General features: G+C 56.7%; 17 protein-coding genes. 2 read left to right on the top strand and 15 right to left on the bottom strand.

Annotation, left to right across the window (positions count from 1 at the left end; all coding sequences use genetic code 11):
- Positions 1-395: 395 nt before the first annotated feature.
- The 7 genes from FBX99_RS22470 to FBX99_RS22435 form a co-directional block, all read right to left on the bottom strand.
- Positions 396-683, bottom strand: a complete 288-nt coding sequence (locus FBX99_RS22470) for an antitoxin VbhA family protein (protein WP_178112030.1) — start codon at positions 681-683, stop codon at positions 396-398.
- Positions 684-1,406: 723 nt separating this feature from the next.
- Positions 1,407-2,483 carry a type IV secretion system protein gene (locus tag FBX99_RS22465; RefSeq protein ID WP_145132985.1) on the bottom strand — a complete coding sequence of 359 codons (1,077 nt, stop codon included), beginning with the start codon at positions 2,481-2,483 and terminating at the stop codon, positions 1,407-1,409.
- Between the two features lies 1 nt (position 2,484).
- Positions 2,485-2,748 (bottom strand): EexN family lipoprotein, encoded by a 264-nt coding sequence (locus FBX99_RS22460; RefSeq protein ID WP_145132983.1) that lies wholly within the window; start codon positions 2,746-2,748, stop codon positions 2,485-2,487.
- On the bottom strand, positions 2,745-3,224 hold the full coding sequence (locus tag FBX99_RS22455; protein WP_145132981.1) for a hypothetical protein: 480 nt from the start codon (positions 3,222-3,224) through the stop codon (positions 2,745-2,747). Before FBX99_RS22455 ends, FBX99_RS22460 begins: the two co-directional genes overlap by 4 nt.
- A gap of 330 nt (positions 3,225-3,554) precedes the next feature.
- On the bottom strand, positions 3,555-3,809 hold the full coding sequence (locus FBX99_RS22450; RefSeq protein WP_102370024.1) for a hypothetical protein: 255 nt from the start codon (positions 3,807-3,809) through the stop codon (positions 3,555-3,557).
- 17 nt (positions 3,810-3,826) lie between these two features.
- The gene (locus tag FBX99_RS22445; protein WP_145132979.1) at positions 3,827-4,855 is read right to left on the bottom strand and encodes a hypothetical protein; all 1,029 of its coding nucleotides are present in this window, start codon (positions 4,853-4,855) and stop codon (positions 3,827-3,829) included.
- A gap of 635 nt (positions 4,856-5,490) precedes the next feature.
- Positions 5,491-5,958 (bottom strand): hypothetical protein, encoded by a 468-nt coding sequence (locus FBX99_RS22435; RefSeq protein ID WP_145132975.1) that lies wholly within the window; start codon positions 5,956-5,958, stop codon positions 5,491-5,493.
- A gap of 44 nt (positions 5,959-6,002) precedes the next feature.
- Between FBX99_RS22435 and FBX99_RS22430 the strand changes: the two genes are divergently transcribed.
- Positions 6,003-7,025 carry a hypothetical protein gene (locus FBX99_RS22430; protein WP_145132973.1) on the top strand — a complete coding sequence of 341 codons (1,023 nt, stop codon included), beginning with the start codon at positions 6,003-6,005 and terminating at the stop codon, positions 7,023-7,025.
- Between the two features lie 224 nt (positions 7,026-7,249).
- Positions 7,250-8,038, top strand: a complete 789-nt coding sequence (locus FBX99_RS22425; protein WP_145132971.1) for a hypothetical protein — start codon at positions 7,250-7,252, stop codon at positions 8,036-8,038.
- Positions 8,039-8,144: 106 nt separating this feature from the next.
- Here FBX99_RS22425 and FBX99_RS22420 read toward each other — a convergent pair whose 3' ends face one another.
- From FBX99_RS22420 to FBX99_RS29285, 8 genes are all read right to left on the bottom strand, one after another.
- Entirely contained in the window at positions 8,145-8,786 is a 642-nt protein-coding gene (locus FBX99_RS22420; protein WP_145132969.1) for a hypothetical protein, read from the bottom strand.
- 348 nt (positions 8,787-9,134) lie between these two features.
- Positions 9,135-10,208, bottom strand: a complete 1,074-nt coding sequence (locus FBX99_RS22415; protein ID WP_145132967.1) for a site-specific integrase — start codon at positions 10,206-10,208, stop codon at positions 9,135-9,137.
- Between the two features lie 595 nt (positions 10,209-10,803).
- Entirely contained in the window at positions 10,804-11,805 is a 1,002-nt protein-coding gene (locus FBX99_RS22410; RefSeq protein ID WP_145132965.1) for a hypothetical protein, read from the bottom strand.
- Positions 11,778-12,482 (bottom strand): hypothetical protein, encoded by a 705-nt coding sequence (locus FBX99_RS22405; protein WP_145132963.1) that lies wholly within the window; start codon positions 12,480-12,482, stop codon positions 11,778-11,780. The genes FBX99_RS22410 and FBX99_RS22405 overlap by 28 nt, the downstream gene beginning before the upstream one ends.
- Positions 12,479-13,030: a DNA-binding protein gene (locus tag FBX99_RS22400; protein WP_145132962.1), complete on the bottom strand. Its 552-nt coding sequence runs from the start codon at positions 13,028-13,030 to the stop codon at positions 12,479-12,481. Before FBX99_RS22400 ends, FBX99_RS22405 begins: the two co-directional genes overlap by 4 nt.
- Positions 13,027-13,950 carry a hypothetical protein gene (locus FBX99_RS22395; protein ID WP_145132960.1) on the bottom strand — a complete coding sequence of 308 codons (924 nt, stop codon included), beginning with the start codon at positions 13,948-13,950 and terminating at the stop codon, positions 13,027-13,029. Before FBX99_RS22395 ends, FBX99_RS22400 begins: the two co-directional genes overlap by 4 nt.
- Positions 13,947-14,639: a hypothetical protein gene (locus tag FBX99_RS22390; RefSeq protein WP_145132958.1), complete on the bottom strand. Its 693-nt coding sequence runs from the start codon at positions 14,637-14,639 to the stop codon at positions 13,947-13,949. Before FBX99_RS22390 ends, FBX99_RS22395 begins: the two co-directional genes overlap by 4 nt.
- A gap of 10 nt (positions 14,640-14,649) precedes the next feature.
- Positions 14,650-16,962, bottom strand: coding sequence for a phage tail protein (locus FBX99_RS29285; protein ID WP_256664109.1), 2,313 nt, complete (start codon positions 16,960-16,962; stop codon positions 14,650-14,652).
- Between the last annotated feature and the right edge of the window lie 7 nt (positions 16,963-16,969).

Here is a 16,969-nt window from a genome sequence, read left to right as displayed (position 1 = left end):
GCCTGCCGACGCAGCGTGCGAGTGAAGTCGATCAGTTGCTGCCGCATAGGTGGCAGCCGGTTTAATCACGCAAGGCGTGATGGCCGGACGCATACGAAGTTACAGCGTCTTCCTATCCTGCACTAGTCCACCTACGCCTTTGTTGCCTTAGTGATGAGGGGAGAGCAGAACGATTGAGACCACCTCAGGTGGTGGAGGAGGAAGACGGGGTGTAGTGGGTGTCACATTCTCGGCGAACGCCTAACCTGCACTAGATCTTCACTCGCTTTAGTTCTTGTTCATGAACAAGACATCTGTGGGGTAGTGATATACACAAAACCGGCGATCTGCCTATCCTGCATTAGATATCTGACCGTATTGGATCTTGTTCATGAACAAGCTTTTAGCAAGGCTCACTACGTTCCTGATGGCCGAGAATCGTCCGTGTCAGGACGCATCTTCTGCGAGAGCATGACAAATTCGTTCAGGTCAATTTCGCCGGTGATGTAGCGCTGACCAAGGTGTTTCATTTCTGCTGAGGTTTCGAATCCAGAAAGGCCGATGGACGCATAGGCAAAGGCGACAGCTTTCTTTCGCTCGTTCTGCTCTGCCTCAGAAATCTGATGCTCCAGATCCTTCCTATCAACGGCTTCAATTTCGGTGCTTTCTTGATGCTGCGTTGGCTCTCGGTTATTTGAGGTCATGTGGATTTCTCGCTGTTTGGTTGAACGCAGGAGCGCGTCCGCTCTGGTCTCAGGTGCGTTTCAAAGTATCAAGGTTTTGGCTGGATGTGGTGTCAAGGGCGGCACCGGAAGCCGCATGCGGAGCGGAGCCGAAGGCGAGCACCGAACGGGTGAGGATGCCGGGCGTAGCCGGACCCTTGACGCCACAGGAAGCGCTGAGCCTATGGCAAGGGGGAGGTCAAGGGCTCGGCCCGCCGTACCTGCCCCCGCAGCCAGTCCGGCAAGTTCGGACACGGGATGCAACCGAAGGGGTTGCCCAAGCGGAGCGCGGAGTTTTCATAGTCGTGTTGCATTCGCATGCCGTGGGATTGTGTGTCCGTGACAGGTTTGATGCGGCTTATGATTGAACATGAATCAGAGGCGCGCTGAAACTGTCTTGTTTTTACTATTAGTCGTTTACTTACAATCGGTTAACGGATTTTTGGATTGCCCATCCCCCCGCCCTTCCCGCAAGCGGGAAGGGAGCGAGTCGCCCTCTGTCGTCAAGGGTGCAGGGGCGGCCTCCGGCCTTGATCCCCTACACCCATGCCGTGAGCGTTGGTCGCTTCTGCCGCGTCAAGGGGCCGAGTCCTCGTCGCTTCGCTCCTGCGGGCCGCACCAACCCCTTGACCCGCCATCCGCTTGTTGAAGGTACTCAGAAAAAGACCCCGCCGAAGCGAGGTCTGATGAGCCATACGTCAGGGGCTACTGATTTACTTTGCCCCCGGTAGCATTCCCCCAGTTTTTGCCCATGTTCTGCATGACGTGCTGTCGGTAGGCTGGGTTCCAGGCTGTGTTGCCGGCCGCGAGGTGGTTCAAGCGTCCAGCAGTGACCATTTGCCCCGACTGCATGTCTCGGCGTGTGGACTGTCGGTTGAGCCCTTTGGTGATTGGTGAGGCGGCACCGCTTGCGATTCCACGTAGGGTGAGCCCTGCGCTGGATATTCCCCCTGCAAGGCTGCCAGCGACGGCATTGGCTTGCTGCAGCATGTACAGCACAACGACCGTCACCACCAAAAGCTCCAGGAAGGTGGATACCGGGTAGTCACCGGGTGTCGCGAGTATGTCGCTCGTTAGCGATGAGAAAAACTTGATCCCGAAACTGAGCACCGTGACAACCAGTGCGATTTGCAGGATGTAGGTGATGACCTGGGCGAACCAGCTATCGAACCATTTGGAGGTGAACTGCCCAAACAACAGCATCATGATAAAAATTGGCCCGATGCCGAGCATGATCGACAGCATTCCCTTTGCAACGATGATCATTGCCCCTGCTGGAACCGCGATAATAAGTGTTGCCGCGTATACGATTATGGCGGTCAACAAATCAAAAAATATCATTCCGATGTCGTACCCAGCACGAAGTCCCATCTTCGTTAGAATATCGGCGCCTATTGCCCAGCCGTCGGACATGGCCTTGTCCACTACCTGAAATACAGACCTTGAGACCGTTGAGTCGCCAGTAGCTGAAAAGGCAGAAGCAACCCCTGTTTCCAGGCCGTGTAGTGCCTCCACTACCCACGACATATACGTGTCTGCGTTCATTGCCAGCCCGCTGATTAGCAGAAACTTTCCGCAGGTCTTGAGGAAATGGGATGCGGGTTGCTCGATTGTGCCGGTGATCATCATAAAGCCCATCATGGTCAAATAGAGCGTTCCACAAAGCGTTACCGTTAGTGAAAAGTCATCGATGACTCGGCTGGACGTCACGCTTATGAAGGTCTGGAGGGTTTGGTCCATGCTCCCCGCCATCCATTCGAATATTCCCGTCGTGGTCGTCATTCTATTTTCCCTGAGAAGAAAAATTGATTGGCTCGCGGTGTTTGTAACCGCGTAGCTCCAGCGTTATTGCATTCGCGGCCGATGACGCGTTGATGCAGCTCGCAGAGATAGAGAGCTCTCCAGGGCTGGCCTTGCACCTCTCCAGCAGCTTCAAGCGCTCGGATGTATTTGCCTTGTACCAATCGACGGTTTGAATAGATTCTTGTCGTTCGCAGCCCGTGAGAATTGAAGCTGTGATGAGCAGGAGAGCAGGAACCCTTTTCATTTTTTCACCTCCCGGCCAATGCTGCTGGTTGGTTCCGCGCTTGCGGCTTTCGCGCTGCGATTGCTGAACACATTCAGCGCTGCGGCCAGCTCTGCTTGATCAATGATCCGTAGCGACGCGACTGTACGCAGAGCGCTTTCCCGCGTTCCTGCCCAGTTGCCTGCGAGGCGTTCAAAGGTATCGTTGAGAGCGCCTATGCAGGCGCATACGCAGCAGGCTGAGAGCAGTGCAGCGAAATCTGGAGGGATCGGGGCTGACTGGCGGGGAAGCGTTATTCCGAACCAGTCAATGGCCGCCATTGCGAATGGCACCATTGCAAGTACTGCGGCTATGAGGTCTCGTTGCAGTAACGACGGCGCTCGTTTAGAAACCTCTTTCATGTATCCGAGCCGGTCTACGCACACCCAGTATCGGCGGATGGATATGAGAACAAACGTGCAGAAGGTGAGAATCGGTAGGTAAAGGTACGAGATCATTGTGTTGCTCCTTGGGGTAGGGGCGAACGCAGTGCTGTCTTTCCAGCCGTCCGGCGACTCTTTTTATCGAGCTACTTTTCCCGCCAGTCAGGGCTTGTTTAAGGCCCGTATCCAGTGCGCTTTTGTGGCGCCCTTGGGATGTGGTCTATACGGCGCGTCTTTCCGCTGCTTGTCCGGTGGCTCTTTCTATCGAGCTACTGTTCCCACCTGTCAGGGACTTTCTTTTCAGTCCCAGCACCCAGTACGCTGAAGCATTCTTAGGGTATTAAATTTACTGCGTTCAATAATAAGATTGCTTGATGAGTGTGCTTCTCCGTTACAGCGTAGAGCTTATGACCAGGATGTGCGGTCTATCATTATTTTGTCTGATATGTAGGGGATATTGGCAAGCTCATCCAATGCCATCTCTACAGTTCTGAACCAATATGGATGGTTTTGCTCATCCGTTACCGGATGTTCGATTGTGCCGTCCGATACAGTCAGGGCGAAGCCTTTTGCATAATGCGCGTGCAAAATGACCTGGATGTTGCCGGAGTGCTCCAGGCTATCGCAGTAGTTTTCAAGTTCCTTGAATTGTAGCTGCATTGTCGTTGCTCCATTGGTCAATTGATTAGCATCTTTCTTTTTAAAGTTGCTATTGCTTCTTGCCCGACACCGCCATTCTGCGACCTTTTGTCTGCAATGGCTATTGCACCACTGCTAGGTTGAAGTTTTCCCTGGTGGTAAATTTTTAAAAGCCCGTGGAATAACTGAGTGATGGTTGTCTTTACTTTTTTGGACGCAATCGCAGCCGCCAACTCATCTAGTAATTTTTGCGCGTCTGTATCTGAAACCTGTAGCAGGGCTTCTTCTATTGATGCCTGTGCTGCCCGAGACAGGTCGTGAGGGAAAATCAGGCGGTCTGTTGTTGTATAGTTATTTTTATAGTTATTGTTAGGGTTATAGTTACCCGCCCCCCTAGGTATATGGGATAGATAGGGTACTGATACCCTGTTATCTTGGGCATGGCCTTCTGGCTTCCCTCTCCGGCTACCCTCGGCTTCGGGGTGGATGGCAGCCTTGGTGTTTTCTCCACTGATCTGGGAGCTATAGTCATCCACAGGCCTGTCCATGGGCTGGCGATGGGGTATCGATACCCTATCGGTAGCGTCACAGCGGTGGTTTTCTCCCTGATTAGCGCTTTGGTTCGACGCTTGGAATTCCTGGATTAGCATCTCGCGATACTCGTCGGACTCTTCCAGTCTTTCCGCCATGTCATCCAGATAGTCTGATATCCAATGCGCAGGCATTTCTCTGATTTGCTTGATGGACTTCTGACGTAGCGTTGGCGCTAGCGCCATTTTCGGGGAGTTATGCTCCCACCAAATGCGAACCCACACGAAGCTCGTTTCGGCATCGTATTTTATGAAGTCAGAGTCACAGAGGCGTTTCAGTACTGGCATGAATTGTGACTCTGTGTCCCATCCCATTTCTGCTGCAGCAATCCTTGGGACGATAGAATAACTACCAACAATGTTGCTGGAGGTACATGTTAATAGATAGACGAGAGTTGCTCGGTCTTCTTGAGTGCGCCCAGCCATCTTGGGTGAGTTCCAAAATTTCTTGTCGTTGATCGTCCGTTGCCGACCCATAGTAAATCTCCCTCAGGTCAGTATTATTGAACGTGTGCTTCGCTTTTTGGTGCTTCAAGCTGTAGTGCTACATTGACTTGCTGCGTACGAAAGTAGATGCGACGGCCGATCCGTATCATTGTGGGTTTAAGTTTTCTCGATAGGTCGGTGTCCGAGTAGAGTGAAACTCTTAGCCCATCTGTCGAGCGTCCAAGTAACTCGGCCAAATCAGACAGTTGCATTAGTGCGCCAAACTTTCCAACCAAATACGCTTCAGTGTTCATCGTGGTTTCACCTTTGTTGATGCAGGTTGAGCAGCGCTCGGCAGTCTGCAAGTTCGTGGAGAAGTTAGACGATTTTGAGCGTAAGTTAGTTGCTGTCAAACTTGTTGGTGACACGGATTGTCCAAGGTAGATAAGTTTGGTATTCGGTGTGTCGCCATATAACTACCAGCGTGGTATATCTTGGTTTTTTGTGGTTTGCAAAATTGCTAGTAATTCAAGGGGTTATAATTAATTTCATTTTTTTGGCAAAAAGATGGTTTTTTTGATGCTCATGCTGTTCAGAAAGGCTCTGAGCGGGGCGGTTTCCTGCATGTCGTAGGCATTCGGTCTTAATGGCGTGCTTCGGTGAAGTCTGGAAGGCCGGCCGCGGATCTAGGGTGCGCAGTGGGCCTTCAATGCGTTGACCTCCGAAATATGGCACATCACTGGTATCCGCTTCGCTCCGGCAAAATACAGGTAGCGCGTGCGATGGCGACCGTTTGTGTACCCGATGTATTTCAAGCGATACACGACGGCCTTCTTAAAAAACCGCCATTTTCGTTCGTATTGAACGACATCCCGCTCGTTGAATGAGATGATCGGCATTTCGACTGGTTGCTCCCGTGGCCCAGGCGGTGCTAAGAAACAAAAGATCCCTTCCCGCTTGGCCGGTTGCCAATCCTCTACTGGTGAAAGCACATACCCCCGTATGTCCTGATTGGAAAAGTGGATCAGCTTTTCCGTGTCGACCTCTACCACCTCGTAGTTCGCGTAGCCAGGCCTGCGGCGAAGTGCAACGCTTTGGTAGTTAGGATGGTCCTTGCCCAACTGCACATGGAATAGTTCGTCGTCTTGCGACATTGTTGTTCCCTTGTCTAATTGTGGTTGCAGCAGGGAGTGTGCAAGTGAGTGAAATGGCTGACAAGGTAGAGGTTCTGTCCCTTGAGGTCTCTGATCGGATGATGGGAGCCTCACGGGCGTTGTGCTCCATCAAGTTCTCGATGGACATGAGCTCCCGGTATTATTTTGAGCAGGAGTATCAAAACGACTGGATGGACAGTGGTGGTACCTGCGCTTTTTGGGGGCATTCATTTCTACGCATTGTGGTGCCTTTTCTCGACTGGGAGGAATCCCAGTCGGCGCGGTTCAAAGCCCTTGTTGATCCTCGCTATGTCCTTGGGGCTAGCATCAAGGGGAAGCCTCAACACGTCCCTGAAGAGGAGATCGCGGATAGGATTGAGAGCTACTCGACGAACTTTACCTGGTCCAACAAGGCTCTTTACACCTGGTACAAGCCCTTGGGCATATTGACCGCGCATGAAGGTAAGCATCGTGTTGCGTTCATGCGTACTCATGGGAATAAACCGATTGCTGCCTGGGTTGATGAGCAGAATTATCCTGCTGCCAAACGAATTCAGCTCATAGAGCCAGCAAGGCGGCAGGATGAGTGGTTAGCTCTGCTAGACGGGCAATACCTGCAAGTACTCCAGCGACCCTATACCTCGGTAGCACTGTTACGGGAGTATGGTGTGGAGTCCTTCAGATGGCATCAACTGAAGGACCTTCCGCCTGAAGACTTGGTGAGAGACGCCGTTTACCAGCGTCGACTGCACAAAATACAGGAAACGATTAGAGAAGCTGATCGAACCCTGGATCTACTTGAACTTGTTGCTGTGGTCTCGGCCCCGGTACCTGAGAGTAAAAGCGTCCGTCTCAACCTATTGATGCTGGATAATCTGAGGTTCGAAGCGCTCCGGTATGCTCGATGGCCAGGTAGCCTGTTGGCTCTGAGTTTGGCTGCCAAGCTAGTCGACGGTGTGTTTGAGCTTTCCGTGTTTGATGAGGTTGCAAACGGATTATTTTGCGCAGCCTTCGCTATGGCATTCGCACCAATGCTAATGGAGTGGAGGCGGCGGAAATCAACGTAGCAAGCTAATTCTCGGTGGCACGATCTGCTGTTAAAAAAGCATGATCCGAGACGGTTCTGAAAAGTTTAGGTAAGCGATTTCAGGCATAAAAAGCCCCTTTTTATAGGTGGCGCTTTTTACATTTGCGTTTACAGTGCGTAATTGCATGGACTAGACCGCCCATTTGCATTACTACTACTGATTAGTCAGCCCATGCTTCAATCTGCTAATAACGGGAGTATATTTTGTACAAGAAAAATCATAGCCCTGCGGAAAAACCTAACGTATTGGAGGTGGATGGCGAAAAATTAAGCAATCCTCATCAATTCACGAGAGTTCAACATGTGATCCCGCAGGCGCACCTCAAGGAGTGGGCAAACGCTGACGGAAAATTATCCATTTTTGGAATGGAAGACCCAGTTAGGGTTGATAAAGCCTTCTATGTTGATCGACTTTGGAGTCAATCGGCAGAAGGGAAGATGCTGGGCGCAAACGAAAATAATTATTTTATACAGTCTCGCTTGATAAGAGCTGGCTCGCCAATCACAGAGCATACGCACCTTACAGCGTATTTCTGCATGCTGCATGCTCGGATGGTTGTTACTCATAAAGAACGCCCACAATATGCATCAATCATGACCGAACCTAACATTGTGCCAAGCAAGGCTGATTTAGAAAAAGTGGAAGCGAGTAATGCCAAAAGTCATGTTCATGAAGTAATGTTTGGCGACGACGATTCTCAAGCCGTTGCTCGGCAGCTTGTAACTATGCATCTACAGGCTGATTATCAGCGGTGGGTACGATATTATGAATCTACTCAATGGGAGGTTTTTCATATAGATCTAGGCCGATTTATTATGCCTGATTTCTTACGGGAATTACTGGTAATGAGGCGACCAATCCTTCCTATAACCCCTCAGACAATCGCCATTGATTCTAATTTGAAGCGACAATTGGAAAAAGCTGGCTGGCTCACCGAGCGAGGAATCAACACGATTCTGAAGGCCGGTGTGAAAAAACACTACGTGCAGTGATGTAATTTTTAGCAGGTTGCAGGGCGTGTAAGTTCTCACGTCCAAAGGCGGGCTAGATGCTATATAAGTATAGAAACTAGAGGTGGTCGATGCGAATTAGGCACGTTTAAGCTGGCGCTGCGGGTCGACCGGGTCGCTGCACTTTTAGGGGCTTCTTAGACCCATCACCCCGATTCAGTCGATGCCACATGATATCATCATATTGCACTGGAAATATTTTGCCCTGAAACTCTTCTTGAATGTGTTCGGTAATCAGATCTTGTAGTGCTTTGTATTCCAGTATTTCAAGGGTCGCAATTGTTTTAGCTTTTATCCTAGCAAGCGGGTATTTGGATTTTAGAATGTTCATTATTGGATTGTCGATTGCTCCATGAAGAAATGGTAGCAACATTACTGTGGTTTTGGAATTCGGTAAGTGGCAGTAATGCACATAAACCTTCACTGAAATGTCGAATACTTTGGCGGCGTGCCCATACGATGCCGGCCTGCTCGGCTTCTCAGGTTTATTTTTAAATGTTTTGCGTGCCGTAGAGATCCTGCCTGCGAACCAGTTGCAAAACTCAGAATGTATTTGTTCGTATTCCTGGTGATTGGAAACTCTAGAGAGTTGTCTGAAAGACTTGTGAAGTTGATCCGAGATTTTCTCCTTTGAGTCTTTTTCAAACAAACGAATCATTGCAGTAAATGTCATTGCCATATCGATCACATTCGAGGCCTTGATCGATTCCGCTTCCTCGTTTGGACTCACGCACATCTCCTTAGCCGGCAGTGTTAGGCATTTGCAAGGCTAACCTTATTGAGCATCGCTCTCAATCTTCATGACCTGTGGCGACCCACCACTACTGGCCGTTTGCTCTCCTACGGGAAGCTAGCGCTGGGCAACTACTTGAGGCGAAGGGCTGCATTGGGTCGATTCTGCCGGTTACGACCGGCAGTGATGCGCAGTTCTCTGCCGATCATGGTCACCAAACGTGCTGGTCAAATCCGATGCAATCGGTGGTCAGAACGAATGCAGTCAGGTGCTCAAGTAGAGTGCAATTTCGCATACAGAAAAGATCCGAAAGCGGGGGCGCGTGGACAAAATCCCCCATTTTAACTAGTAAACTTCAGTGCCGGGTCTCGTTATTTTGTCCAGTTTACTGACGAGGTCTTCGGCTCGCAGGTGTGTGTAACGCTTAAGCATCTGCATCGATTTATGACCACTGATAGCTGATACCTCCTGGTCGGACAGTCCACCCTCGACAAGCCGACTCACTGCTTCGTGACGCAGGTCGTGAAACCTGAAATCAGGCAGATCGAGTTTCTTCTTCAACTGACCCCAAATCTTGGTGAAGGTATACGGCCGCCGCTTCCCGTCCTTCCCAGGCTCACCAAAAAACACCAGATTGCAGTCGATCGGACGCACCGGGTTATCCATCGCAGCTTTAAATACTTCGGTGGCACGCTTGCTCAGAGGCACGGTGCGCGAGCCGTCGTTCTTTGTGTCTGAGAGGCGTATGACGCGCTTTGCCAAATCCACTTGAGGACGACGTAGGGATGAGATCTCTGACGAGCGCATACCCGTTTCCAGAGCGATGCAAACAATCCAGCCCAGCATAGGGTTGCTATGTTGATTCACGGCCGCGAGCAGAAGGCGTTCTTCCTCCGGCGATAATCTTCGGTCACGACCATCCCCAGGACTCGGTTTACGGATGTTCAGCACTGGGTTGAACGTCAGGCCCAAACCCCACTCCTGAATCGCTACCGTGTACAGGTGGCTTAATAGGGCCAGCTCGAGGCGAACGGTGTTGTTGCTTATGGTTCCACCACGGCTGGGTTCGTTCAGGCGCTTGTCGCGATAGCCGGCGATGATTTCAGCGGAGAGGGCAGCCATGGAGTATTTGCCCAGGTGCTCGATCAGTTTCTTGGCTTTCGAGGTTTCGCCACGCTGAGTGCTGGGCTTCTTGGTGGGGGTTATGTCGCTCAGATAGCGCTTGAGTGCAGCCTCTAGCGTCATTTTCTCCGAGCCGCTACGCCGGATGTACACGCCACGCACCATTTCCTCTTCGGTACGCCTCGACCAATCCTCCGCATCACGCTTTGTGCGGAAGGTTTTGGCGACAGTGGGCCAGCCATTTTTACGAATGAGTGCCTTCCAGGTGCCGGAAGGGGTTTTGACGAGAGTAGCCATGAGAGGTTGCTCCTAGGCGGCTGGCGAACCAGCACTGTACCTAAATTGTACCCTTGGACCATAGGACTGTATCTGAAGTGGTTCCGCCAGAAACACGAAAGCCGCGCAATGCGCGGCTTTGAGTATGGTGGGCCCACACGGACTTGAACCGTGGACCAAAGGATTATGAGCCCCAGTCAGCGTCACGTGCCATCAGGGGAAAAGCCCATGGCATGGGGTTTTCCGGGCTATATGGCTGAATATGCTGCACATGTTTTCCAACGGTGTGGACGCAATGTGGACACTCTCGACTGTACTGTTTTACACAGCCTTGCAAAGCCTTTCACAGCGTGAAAACACCCATCACCCGCCAAGGCCCGCGCCACTGCTGGCCCCGACCCCCTCTTTCACCACCACCCAGGTTTGCACAAAAAATTCACGCAAGGCCCGTCGGCGGGAGGGGGAAAAGTGCGTTCCTTTCCTCGGTTTCTTGGCCGAGTGGAATTTTCCCGGGGCGAGCGTCCTCCGGCCGCGTGTGACTCGATATCGGCGCTCGGCAGGATCTTGATGGCATGAAAAAGCCCGCCAGTGGGCGGGCTTGGTGGACGTCTGCGGGTTAGAGCGTGATGGGTTTCAGCTGTCCCGCCAGCAGCAGGGCCTGGGCGGCCTTGGCGTTGAACTGGTTGGCATCCGTCGGGCTCGGTATCGGCCCAGGAATGTGGGTGTGGCTGGCCAGTTGGATGTTCATCTGCTCCACCAGATCGATCAGATCACACAGCACTTTCAGGACGTTCACGCCGCTGGATCCTACCCAGGTTTTCGGTGCTTCTAGGTGCTGGCTGACCTGGCTCACGCTTTTGCGCAAGCCTTGGATCTGCTCGGTGAACTGGCCCTGCACCTGCGTTTTTTTGTCGCCGCCCACCGTGGCGTTTTGCTTCTGGCCCACCACTAGGTTCAGATCGCGCCCGGTGGCTTGATGCAGATCGTCCACGGCGGCCAGGCTGGCGGATCCACCCGACAGCAGCTTGAGCGCGCCCAGCGCTTCCACTTTCTTGATGCCGCCCACCGACTCGGTGGAATGGTCGGCCACTTCCACGGTGCTGCTCTGGTAGCTCTCCGCGTTGTCCAGGGCCTCCACCTGGCGCTCCACGGCTTGATCGCGGATTCGCCCGTCTGTCTGGCGCAGCCAGTTGCCGTCGGCGTCCACGCGCTGCTGGCATGCCTCGCTGTGCTGCCACAGCTGGTCACCCTTGGGCACGCGGGGCAGGCTCAGGCCGTGCGCCAGGATCTGCGTGATGAAGGGCTTGTGGGGTAGGCCGTAGGCGAAGCACACCACCACCGTGGTGCCTTCCTCGGGAAAGCCGAACATGCCGGCTTCCTGGCCGCCCCCTGGCACCGGTAGGGGCACGCTCTGCAGGATGGGCAGGGCCGGATCTGGCTCGCCGTCGGGCAGCAGCACTTCCACGTCCACGGCAAAGCGCGGGCGGAAGTCGTCGCACAGGCCTTGCGCCTCTGGTGCGTCAGGCACGGCCACCACCCGCCCGAAGCGGGGGAGGTGGTAACCGCCGGTCAGCTCGGGAAAGCGGCGCTCTACTGTGCGCTGGATTGCGTCTTCCATCGGATGGCCATCTGCGTGCTGGCAAGCGTCACCGACGTGATGCGCTCGCCTTGGTTGATTGATACGCCTGGGCGCAGCCCGGGAAGGGCGGCCACGGTGGCGCTCTGGTTGCCCTGATAGCTGTCGAACAATTCCTGCGGCAGGTTCAGCGGTTCGCGTGCGCCCCAGTAGCTGTCGGCCCAGCTGCCGGCGAATACCTCGCCATCACCCTGCTGCTGCCAGATGTAGTCGGGGATCCCGAACACCTGGGCGAGGCTGTCCATGGCTTGGAAGCCGGTGGCCAGGCTGTAGAAGTAAGGGGCCTTCACCTTTGCATAGGGCTTGTCTGGCACTCGGAAGCGCAGGCCGGTGCGCGCGGTGATCTCGCCCAGCACCTGGCGCATGTCCACGTGGCGCAGATTCATGGGCAGGGGCAGTGCCAGCACGCTGGTCAGCTCGCGGCAGAACAGCACCTGCTCCAGGCTGCTGGCCGGGGTGCAGCGCTCCACGTGCCCGATGAAGTGCCGCTGCAGGGCGCGTTCGTTGTAGCCGAGGTCGAACACCACCAGGCCACGCACTGGTGCTTCGGCCTTGATCGTGAAGCTGGCCCGGCCAGGGCTGCGCAGATCCAGCCGCACGTCGTCTTTCACCAGCGGGTAGACCTTGCCGGCGATGCTCAACACCTTGTGCAGTTTCATGCCAGCGACTCGTCCAGGCGTTTCAGTACGGCCTCGAAGCCGGTCAGCTCAGCCGGCTGCGCGGCGGTGGCCGTGTCGTTGCCGGCGGCCGGTGCGGCGGCGCTGGCCACGGGTTGCCCTGGCGCTGACTGCTGCTTGACCGGGTTGCTCGGGCGGCGGGTTTCCACCCGTTCGGCCGTCGACAGCTTTTCGGTCAGGGTGAACTGCACCCGCCAAGCGGCCAGGCTGTCGTCCTCGCGGGCGGTCAGGTTGTCGCTGAACTCCACCTGGCGCACGCCAAAGGTGGCGGCGGTGTCGTTCACGATGCGATAGACGCGGCGCTGGCCACCGTTGGCGGTGGCTTCGGCCATGCTCATCAGCTGTTTCAGGTCGGCGGCATCCACAAAGGGGATCATCAGCGAAACGGTCAGCGCCTTGGGCTTGAAGCCCTTGTGCGCCGCGTCGGTGTTGCTGGTTTGGCCCGACATATCGTCGGACTCGATGCGCAGGCTGGCCGAGACTTTCAGCCCCTTGCCGCGCACCTTCTGGCCATCCAGTAGCAGGGTCATAGGCCCACCAATTCACGAACAAAGCTCAGCCCATCCAGCGAGCCCACCAGCACCACGCCGGCACTCAGCACCCACTCATGGCCAGGGGCGTCACCCTCAAGCAAGGCGGTGCGCAGCTCGAACGGGTCACCGGGGCCGATCAGGCGGGCGCGCATGTTGTTGTCGGCGGTGCCGCCGGCCAGCAGGGCCTGCAGATCCGCCAGTTGTTGATCACGGCTTTGCTGCTGGGCCGCCTTGCGACCAGCCAGCGCGGCCAGGTCGGCCAGTGGCGAGCTGTCGGCGGCGTAGCTCTCCAGCACGGCCAGCTGGCCCGCCATGGATTGTTTCGCGGCCTTGGTCACGGTGCAGCGCTCCAGCGGCAAGGCACCCCAGCGCGGCAAGGGGCCGGCGCTCGGCATTTCCCACTTTTCCGCCTCCAGCTTCGCCAGGTGACGGGCGCGGCGTTCGGTGCGCACCAGATCCGGCACAGGCAGCAGGGCGTTGAAGCGCGACAGGGTGTCGGCCAGCTGGTCAAAGCGGGTGGCCAGGAACATCAGCGACAGGGCGTACTGTGGCCCCTGTGGTCGGCCGGCGTCGGAACTGTCCACCAGCTTGCCGGCCAACTGGGTCAGCAGGTTGGGTGCCGACAGAAAACGCTGGTGGCCACGCCCCTGGCCGATGCCGCTCTGGAATGGGGTCACCGCCAGGCACGCGGGTGCTTCACCCAGTTGCCCAGCCAGCGCCGCGCGGCCGGCGGCAATGGCGCTCTGTGCTGCAGCGCCGACCGGCCCCGGGTTGGTGGTGGCCAAGCCGTCCAGTCCAGCCAGGCGTGTGGCGGTGCTGGCCAGCTCGCCGCCGGCAAGATCCTTGGCCGCCGACAGCTCGCCCATCCACTGGGTGGCCTGCTCGGGCCAGCGCATGGTCACAGGTGCCCAGGTCACGGCTGTACGGCCTCCCAGCGGATCTGCGCCATGGCGTCGGCGTCACCGGCTTCCAGTGCCAGATCCAGCTGCTGTTTCAGTTCGTTGGCGTGCTGCAGCAGCTGCAGCTTGTACAGGGTGAAGTCGTCGCCCACCTGGCGCAGCTGCGCGGCGGTGTGCAGCCGGAAGGCCTTCATGCCCTGCTCGTCGCGGCAGGCGTAGGGCATGTCGAGGCCGCGCAGAATGGCACCGGTCAGGTTCAGCTGATCGTCCAGCTGGCTGCTGTACTGGTGTGGCGTGCCAAGGGCATCAGACTGGAAGCCTGAGGTTATCGCGGCCTCGCAGGCGTGATTGATGTTCTGCACTTTGGCGTCGTGAAGCGCCTTCGGGTCTAGTCGCCATGCGCCGTCTAGCCAGCGGTGTTCAGCAGAAGGGCGAGGGGCATCCGTCAGGTGCTCTGGAAGTGGGCCCAGTTGCTGCCATTCCGTCGCAGCACCAGAAGCCTTTTCGTAGACGTTGCCCAGGTGGAATTCCAGCTGCTGTGGAGCCCCGTTTGCCAGCGCCCAGGCATAGCCTGGGCTCGGACTCGGCAGAGGCTCTTCCAGCTGCAAGCCATTCGCCGGTAACTGCACGCCCAGGCCCGGAATGGTGGGCAGTTCATAGGGCCCGGACAGCTCGCCCAGGCTGCCGATCAGGTAGATAACAGACATTGCGGGATCCTCACAGCAGCTTCATCCGGCCCGGATAGGCCAGCGAGCGGGGTTTAGTTTCAGGGCCGCCGAAGTAGCCGATTAGAGAAGTACGGTCATAGCCAATGGTGTAATTGGCGTTAAGGTCAGAAGCTTTCGAACCATCGGGGATGGGAACGCTATTGCCGCTGTCGTACTCGTATTGCGGGTGGCGGTGCTTAGCTATGGCATCCGGAGCCGAGGAACCCGCCACGCGGCCAGCAACGGTCAGGGTCAATCCCACGGCGCTGGCCGTCGCATTGGCGGAAAGGGTCAGGGTGTTGGCACCCACAGCGATGATCGTAGTGCCGGCCGGAATACCAGTTCCGGTGATGCTCATTCCAGCAGCAGTGCGATTGCCGTCGAAGACCACTGCGCTGACGGTGTTGCTGCCGTTGGTCAAGGTTCCGGTGACGTCGAAGCGGTCAACACCTCTGGATTCGTCCAGCAGACGCAGGAATTCCCCGCGCCCGTCGGGCCCGCGAAAAGTCGCCGCGCCATCGCCGCTTGTCCAGCCACCTTCCATGCCGGTGCGATTGGCCTCGGCGGTCAACATGCCGGACTGTTGAGCGTGATCCCACAACCACGGCCACTCTGCGCGCTGCATCAGCGGGCCACTGAACGCACCCCATCCGCCGGGTTGAAAAGCGGTAGTAGTCTCGAACACCGGGCGGCCCAGCGCGCTGGGATCCAAGCGCCCGATGGGCAGCCAGCCCCCTGCACCATCCGCACGCAGGTGCCACCAGTCGCCGGCCCCCATCAGATAGAAGAACCCATAGCCGGCGGCGTTCAGGTGGGTGTGGAACTTCACTTTGTCGGTGCCGGCGGCCTGAATGGTTACGCGGTTTGCGCTGTTGTCCACGCGCCGCACGATCAGATCCACCACACCCAGCGCCACGTTCGAGGCTGGCAGGGTGCACACCAGATTGCCCGCAGTGGCGTTCAGCAGCACGGTGCCTACCTGAGCGGCGTTCAGGGTCACGCTGGCTGTGAAGCTGTGCACCTTGGCACTGCCGCTGTGACGCATACGACGCCAAGGTGTCCAGCTCTCTCCGGACTTGGTGCGCCACTCGAATTCACCTTCCAGCGCCCCGGTGTAAGGGAGGGCCAGCTGGGTCAGTGCGTTGGTGTCGTGCTTGATCACCAGGGCATAGCGGTAGGCGTTCGCCGTACTGTCCGGGCCGTTGGCGTTGTTTGCGCCAAGCAGCTGCGGAAACAGCCCCGCCGTGGTGATGGTGTTCCAGTCTGTCGCCGTGTCGGTTGCGCCGTTGGTGGCGTTCTGTACGGCGCGACTCAGCACGGCCATCACCGCCTTGGTGGTGGCCAGGATCTCGCTGCTGTTGCTCGCTGGGTCGTCGCTTTTGGCGTTGGGCAGGTTGCCCAGGCCCACGTCGTCCTTGGTAGTCGAACGGGCGCGCAGGCCGGCGTAGTCGCCCACGCGGGCGGCGAAGTGCGCCACCAGCGGCCCGGCGATGTTCTCCACCGGGCGGCTGTCGGTGATGGTGTTGCTGTTCGGCAGATCCGCGATGGCCACGCAGTAGTGCTGCACGCCTGCGCTGTCCACGTAATCCACTTTCCCAGCACCCCAGACCACGCTCCAGCTCGTCACCACGTCGTTCAGCTCGCGCTGCAGAGCCACGTCCAGCCACGCGGTGGTGGGGAATGCCGGCGGCACCACGGCAAGCGCGGCAGCGCGCTGCAGGCGCACGCCTTCCACGTAGGCGGTGCCCGGCTTGAGCTGATACGCCCCGCCAACTTTCTCTAGCTGCAGCGCACTGCCGAAGAAGCACGCCCGGCCGAAGATATCGCGGTTGCTCTGGCGCTCGCGTTCGTCAATTCCAGCCAGGCGCACGGTGAAGTCGTGCTGCCAGGTGCTGGCGTCGATGGTCAGGCCGGTTAAGGCCTGGGCTCCGTCGAATACCAACAGAAAGTTGCGGGTGACGTTGTTGCCCAGCTGTAGCGGCGGGATGTTGCGGCGCTTCTGCTGCGTGGGCACGTAGGCCACCATCAGCAGAACGTTCTCGGCGGTTTCCAGGCCGATCCAGTTCCAGTCGAAGTCGCCGATATCGCTGCCCAGCATCAGGCTGTACACCACCTGATTGGGGTTCACGTAGCCGGCGTCGGTCACGTCGTAGGTGCCGACGATCTGCCCGGCAGCAGGCTTGCCGGCGGCTCGATCCACCGGCCCGTTTGGGTCGAGGCCTGGCACGTTGGCCAGGATGAAGCGGGACACGGTGAGGATCTGCTGCGCGCCTTGTTTCTGCGCAATCAGGCTTTCACCGGCAAGGGTAATGCTGGCACCCATGGGGCTC

This window comes from Pseudomonas sp. SJZ074 (genome assembly GCF_007828215.1).
Classification (GTDB): Bacteria; Pseudomonadota; Gammaproteobacteria; order Pseudomonadales; family Pseudomonadaceae; genus Aquipseudomonas.
Note: the sequence above shows the minus strand (reverse complement) of the source record. Positions and strands in the feature narration are given on the sequence as shown.